The sequence below is a fragment of the Micromonospora sp. RV43 genome (assembly GCF_001029515.1).
In the GTDB taxonomy this organism is placed as follows: domain Bacteria; phylum Actinomycetota; class Actinomycetes; order Mycobacteriales; family Micromonosporaceae; genus Micromonospora; species Micromonospora aurantiaca.
The window spans coordinates 1-5,697 of sequence record NZ_LEKG01000285.1 but is presented as its reverse complement, the minus strand read 5'-3'; the positions used below and the strand labels follow the sequence as shown (position 1 = coordinate 5,697).

The following is a 5,697-nucleotide window of genomic DNA, read 5'->3' as shown; positions in this document are numbered from 1 at the left end:
TCGCAGCTGCTCGTGGTGCTCGACCGGGACAGCCCGGTGCCGTTGCAGCAGCAGCTCTGCGACCAGATAAGCGGCTCCGTCCGCGCCGGCCGGCTGCGCCCCGGCGACCCGGTTCCGCCCAGCCGGGAACTGGCCCACCAGCTCGGCGTCTCCCGCACCGTGGTCACCCGCGCGTATGAGCTGCTGCGCGCCAACGGCGTCCTCACCTCCCGGCGCGGCTCCGGCACCCGGGTCAGCGACGCCCTGCCCGACCTGCCGCACCGCGACCCGCCGGCCCGCACCCCGCTGCGCCCGGAACCGCCGCTGCCCACCGACGCCGGCAGCCCGCTGTGGCGGCCGTGGGAACCGGCGCCCATGCACCGGCCGGACGGGGCGTACGACTTCCGGCACGGCACCCCGGCGCTGGCGAGCTTCCCGGTGGCGCGCTGGCGGCAGTCGCTCGCCACGGCGGTGAGCCGCGCCGACGCGGTGGCGCTGGGCTACGGACCGGCCGAGGGCTCCCCGGCGCTGCGCGCCCAGATCGCCGCGCTGCTGCGGCGCAGCCGGGCGCTCGACGTCGCACGCGAGCACACCATCGTCACCAGCGGCGCCACCCAGGCCATGGACATCCTGGTCCGGCTGCTCGTCGGCCCGGACGACGTGGTGGTGATCGAGGACCCCAGCCACACCGTGCTGCGGCAGATCTTCGGCTACTCCCGGGCCGCCGTGGTGCCGGTGCCGGTCGACGAGGAGGGGCTGCGGGTCGGCGAGATCGAGGACCGGGTACGCGGCCACGGCCTGGACCCGGCCCGGGTCCGGCTGGTGTACGTCACGCCGTCGCACCAGTTCCCGACCGGGTTCGTCATGTCCGAGCGGCGGCGGCGGGCGCTGCTGCGCTGGGCGCGCGAGCACGCCGTCACGGTGCTGGAGGACGACTACCACAACGAGTTCACCTTCGCCGCCGAGCGGCTGCCGTCGCTGGCGGCCGACCCGCAGGGCGCGGACGTGGCGTACGTGGGCAGCTTCAGCAAGACGCTGTTCCCGTCGCTGCGCATCGGCTACGCGGTGCTGCCCCCGCACCTGGTCCGGCCGTTCCTCGGCATCAAGTGGATCACCGACCGGCTGACCCCGACGCTGACCCAGGAGGCGCTCGCCGAGTTCATCGACTCCGGCGCGTACGCCCGGCACATCGGCCGGATGGACCGCCTCTACCGGCAGCGGCGGGCCCGGCTGCTGGAGGCGCTCTACGAGCACTTCGGCGCCGGGGTACGCGTGTCCGGCGCCGCCGCCGGGCTGCACGTGCTGGTCACGCTCGGCGGCGCGTCCGGCGCCGGCGAGGCGGCGATCGTGCGCGCCGCCGCCGCGCGCGGCGTCCGGGTCTATCCCGCCTCCGGCTACTACGTCACCCACCCGCCGCCGGAGCCGACGTTCCTGATCGGGTACGCGGCGCTGCCCACCGCCCGGATCAGCGAGGGAGTGGCGCTGCTGGCCGGCGCGGCACGGGAAGCGACGGCTCGGTGAACCGGGGCCGGCGGAACCGGTCCCGCTGGGCGTACGGCACCGTGCAGTCGAACACCGCCTTCGCGGTGCGCCCGTCGGCGGACAGCGACCGGGAGTAGCCGGTGTGCTGGCTCGGGTCCAGCGGGAAGCCCTCCCGGTCGGCCAGGACCCGCAGATCCTGGTCCGCCTGGAACCGGGTCACCATGGCCCACCACAGGTCCTGGTCGGACTCCGCGTCGACGTCCTCGTCCACGCAGAGCACCAGCTTGGCCATCCGGAAGCCGTCCAGCACCGCCTCCGCCGCGTCCCGTACCGCGTCGTCGTCGGCCGGGCCGCGCTTGGCCGGCCACTGGAGCACCACCATGAGCTGGCCGCCGCCGGCGGTGTGGCAGTGCACGGCCAGCGCCGGCGTGCCCCGGCGGCGCAGCAGGTCCAGCACCGCGGCCTCCATCCCGAAGCCGAGCAGCACCGACTGCTCGTGCCCGGGGCCGGAGACGGCCTGGAGGATCGGGCTCTCCCGCGCGGTGATCGCGGTGACCCGGATCAGCGGCAGCGACGGGTGCGCGCGGCCCTGGTAGCCGAGGAACTCCGGGGTGGCGACCGCGCCGTGCCGGCTCTCCGGCGCGTGCTCGGCCAGCAGTTCGCCCTCGATGACGTACTCGGCGTGCGCGACGAACTCGGCGTCCACAGTGGCGCAGGGCAGCAGCTCGACCGGCCGGCCGGCGAGCGCCCCGGCCACCGCCAGCTCGTCGACGTCCGGCGGCACCAGCGAGGTGGGGCAGCAGGAGGACAACAGCACCGCCGGGCCGAGCCCGAGGTGGATCGCCACCGGCAGCGCCGCGCCCCGGCGCAACGCGGCCTGGTGGGCCAGTTCCAGGTCGCGGCCGGGGACCATCCAGATGGTCAGCGTATCCGGGCCCTGGACGCACATCCGGTGCACGGACAGGTTGCGTACCCCGGTGTCCGGGTCGGTGGCGAGCACCGCCCCGAGCGTCAGGTAGGGGCCGGCGTCCTCGTCGGTGAGCACCGGCACCGGCAGCGCGGTGAGGTCCAGCGGCAGCCGGTGCCGGGGCCAGCGCGCCGGGGCGGCGGCGGGCACCGGCGGCCGGGGCGCGGCCACCGCGTCGAGCAGCCGGTGCGGCAGCTCGGCCGGGGTGACTCCGAGCAGTCCGGCGGCGCGGCGCCGGGTGCCGTAGAGGCCCATCAGCACGGCCCGGGTGGGGCCGTGCGCGGGGCGTACCCGGTCGAACAGCACCGCCGGGCCGGGGCCGGTGGGCGGCGCGGCGGGCGCGCCGGCCCAGCGGGCGTAGTGCGCCGAGACGCCGTAGCGGGCGGGCAGCTCCTCGGCGACGCGGACCAGTTCGCCGGGCAGCGGGTCGAGCGTGGCGAGCGCGTGCCGCAGGTCGACCGGCGCCCGGCCGCCGGTCATCGCCGCTCCGGCGCCGCCGGGGCGGCCGGCGCCGCCCCGGCGGCACGGCGGTCCGCCAGCATGTCCATCTGCATCCGGGTCAGCTCCTCGATCAGCGTGCGGTACGTGGCCACCGCGACCTCCGGCGGCATGCCGTGCCGGCCGGCCAGCTCGGCGACCCGGTCGAGCACCTGCCGGACCCGGTCCGGTGACTGCACGGCCGCCTCGTCGGACTTGTGCGCGGTCAGTTCCCGGACCACCCGGGTACGGACCGCCAGCAACTCGACGATGCGCTGGTCGAGCCGGTCCACGGCGGCCCGCAGCTCGGTGATGCGGGCCGCGCCGTCGGTCCCGGCGCCGGGCGCGTCGCTCACGGCTGGTCGACCCGGTCGACCACGAACACGACGGTGGGCTCGTCCGCGCTGCCCTGCGAGCGGTGCTCCTCGTCGTCCGGGATGACGAAGCCCATGCCCGGGCGGCAGGGCACCGAGCGGTCCCGGAAGTGGATGGTGAACTCGCCCCGCAGCACGTAGCCGGTGTGCCCGCGCAGGCACCAGTGGTGCTCGTCGAACCCGGCGGGCAGCTCCAGCAGGCGCAGCCGCTGCCCCCCGACGTACGCGATCTTGACCCGGCCCTCGGCGCCGGGCTTGTCCCACTTCTCCCACTCGGTGGCGGGGAAGTCGATGCCGACCGGGACGGTCGCCTGCTCAGTGGACATTCTCGGTGTCTCCTCTGGTCGGAAGGGATTCGGCGCGGCGGGGCCGCGGCACGCGTTCGTTGCGGTCCCGGCAGGGCAGCACCGGGCCGCCGGTGACCCTCTGGTGGCGCTTGAGCAGCTGCACCATGTCGACCATCCGGTGCACCATGCGCTCCAGCGCGTCGACGCCCTCGGGGTCGGTCAGGCCGGGCGTGCCGGTGGTGTTGCGCAGCAGAACCGGGAAGCCGCTGCCCACCAGGATCATGCGGTTGAGCAGCAGGTTGTTGACGATCTGGTTGTGCACCGACGAGTCGCTGTAGCGGCGGCCGGTGACGATGATGCCGCCCACCTTGTCGGCCAGCGGGCGGGTGAAGCGCAGATAGCCGACCCCGGCCCGCTCGATGAAGATCTGCATCAGGTGGGCCACGCCGAACCCGTGCACCGGCGCGGCGTAGATCAGCCCGTCGGCGCTGACCATCTGCTCCACCAGGGCGGGGACGTCGTCGTCCACTGTGCACGGCAGCGTACGGCTGTTGCAGTCGCCGCACGGGCTGCACGGCGAGATCCGGTGCTCGCGCAGCCGGATGGTGCGCAGGACGGCCCCGCGCTCGGCGATCAGGCGTCCGGCGTGCGCGACCGCGAGGTCGGTGTTGCCGCCCGCCCGTTCGGAACCGTTGATGGCCAGGATGGTGGCTGCTTCGCTGGGCAATCGCACCCCCGAGAGCTCGTCGGCCGGGACGCGGCGCCGCACCGCGCCGCGTCCCGCCCGGTGTCAGTCCGTCAGCTTTCCGGCGAAGTAGTCGATGTACGCCTGCATGTCGAAGTGGCCGTGCCCGGACAGGGAGAACAGGATCGCCTTCTCCTCGCCGGTCTCCCGGCAGCGCAGCGCCTCGTCCACGGCGACCCGCACCGCGTGGCTGGACTCCGGCGCGGGCACGATCCCCTCGCTGCGGGCGAACCGCACGCCCGCCTCGAAGCAGGCGGTCTGCGGCACGGCCCGCGCCTCGATCAGGTCCACCTCGCGCAGCGCGCTCACGATCGGCGCCATGCCGTGGTAGCGCAGCCCACCGGCGTGGATCGCGGGCGGCCGGAAGTCGTGGCCGAGCGTGTGCATCTTGGCCAGCGGGGTGAGCCCGGCGGTGTCGCCGAAGTCGTAGTCGTAGCTGCCCCGGGTCAGCGACGGGCAGGACGCCGGTTCGGCGGCCAGGAACCGCACGGTGGGACCGCCGTCGAACTGGCGGCGCAGGAACGGCAGGGCCAGGCCGGCGAAGTTCGAGCCACCACCGGCCGCGCCGACCACCACGTCCGGGTAGTCGCCGGCCAGCCCCATCTGCGCCAGCGCCTCCTGCCCGATGATCGTCTGGTGCATCAGCACCAGGTTCAGCACCGAGCCGAGCGCGTACCGGGCGGCGCCGCCGCTGTGCAGCGCGGCCTCCACCGCCTCGGAGATGGCCAGGCCGAGGCTGCCGGTGGAGTCCGGGTCGGTGGCGAGCACCGCCCGGCCGGCCTCGGTACGGTCGCTGGGGCTGGCGGTGACCGAGGCGCCGAACGTCTCCATCAGGCCGCGCCGGTACGGCTTCTGGTCGTAGCTGACCCGCACCATGAAGACCTCGCACTCGAGGTCGAAGTAGGCGCACGCCATCGACAGCGAGCTGCCCCACTGGCCGGCGCCGGTCTCGGTGGTCAGCCGCCGCACCCCGTCGAGCTTGCTGTAGTACGCCTGCGGGACGGCCGTGTTCGGCTTGTGGCTGCCGGCCGGGCTGACCCCCTCGTACTTGAAGTAGATCCGCGCCGGGGTGTCCAGGTCGCGCTCCAGCCGGCGGGCCCGGATCAGCGGGCTGGGCCGCCACTGCCGGTAGATGTCGAGCACCGGGCCGGGGATGTCCACGTCCCGTTCGGTGGAGAACTCCTGCGCGATCAGTTCGGAGGCGAACAGCGGCGCCAGGTCGGCCGGGGTGATCGGTTCCCGGGTGCCGGGGTGCAGCATCGGCGGCAGCCCCTTGGGCAGGTCGGGAACCACGTTGTACCAGGTCGTCGGGATGTCACTCTCGGGCAGGACGAACTTCGTGGCGGTCATGGGCCTCTTCCGGTGAGGGGTCGGGCGGGTCAGGGA

6 protein-coding genes are annotated in these 5,697 nt (G+C 74.7%); 1 reads left to right on the top strand and 5 read right to left on the bottom strand.

Annotated features, from left to right (window positions below; genetic code table 11):
- Positions 1 to 1,500: PLP-dependent aminotransferase family protein (locus ABD52_RS35970; RefSeq protein WP_082171457.1), on the top strand; the 1,500-nt coding region annotated here is incomplete at its 5' end.
- On the opposite strand, the gene ABD52_RS35965 is transcribed toward ABD52_RS35970, so the two are convergent.
- The 5 genes from ABD52_RS35965 to ABD52_RS35945 are packed head-to-tail and all read right to left on the bottom strand — an operon-like array spanning position 1,445 to position 5,661.
- Positions 1,445 to 2,908 carry a UbiD family decarboxylase gene (locus ABD52_RS35965; RefSeq protein ID WP_047894680.1) on the bottom strand — a complete coding sequence of 488 codons (1,464 nt, stop codon included), beginning with the start codon at positions 2,906 to 2,908 and terminating at the stop codon, positions 1,445 to 1,447. The two genes, ABD52_RS35970 and ABD52_RS35965, sit on opposite strands and share 56 nt — an antisense overlap.
- Entirely contained in the window at positions 2,905 to 3,261 is a 357-nt protein-coding gene (locus ABD52_RS41620; protein WP_047894679.1) for a chorismate mutase, read from the bottom strand. The genes ABD52_RS35965 and ABD52_RS41620 overlap by 4 nt, the downstream gene beginning before the upstream one ends.
- Positions 3,258 to 3,605 carry a cupin domain-containing protein gene (locus tag ABD52_RS35955; RefSeq protein ID WP_013477221.1) on the bottom strand — a complete coding sequence of 116 codons (348 nt, stop codon included), beginning with the start codon at positions 3,603 to 3,605 and terminating at the stop codon, positions 3,258 to 3,260. Before ABD52_RS35955 ends, ABD52_RS41620 begins: the two co-directional genes overlap by 4 nt.
- Positions 3,595 to 4,299 (bottom strand): flavodoxin family protein, encoded by a 705-nt coding sequence (locus ABD52_RS35950; protein WP_047894682.1) that lies wholly within the window; start codon positions 4,297 to 4,299, stop codon positions 3,595 to 3,597. The genes ABD52_RS35955 and ABD52_RS35950 overlap by 11 nt, the downstream gene beginning before the upstream one ends.
- Positions 4,300 to 4,356: 57 nt before the next feature.
- Positions 4,357 to 5,661, bottom strand: a complete 1,305-nt coding sequence (locus tag ABD52_RS35945; RefSeq protein ID WP_047894678.1) for a TrpB-like pyridoxal phosphate-dependent enzyme — start codon at positions 5,659 to 5,661, stop codon at positions 4,357 to 4,359.
- Between the last annotated feature and the right edge of the window lie 36 nt (positions 5,662 to 5,697).

What these genes read in the sequence shown, in the direction of transcription:
- ABD52_RS35955 (WP_013477221.1), bottom strand. Translation starts at nt 3,605, where the DNA reads ATGTCCACTGAGCAGGCGACCGTCCCGGTCGGCATCGACTTCCCCGCC.
- ABD52_RS35945 (WP_047894678.1), bottom strand. Translation starts at nt 5,661, where the DNA reads ATGACCGCCACGAAGTTCGTCCTGCCCGAGAGTGACATCCCGACGACC.
- ABD52_RS35965 (WP_047894680.1), bottom strand. Translation starts at nt 2,908, where the DNA reads ATGACCGGCGGCCGGGCGCCGGTCGACCTGCGGCACGCGCTCGCCACG.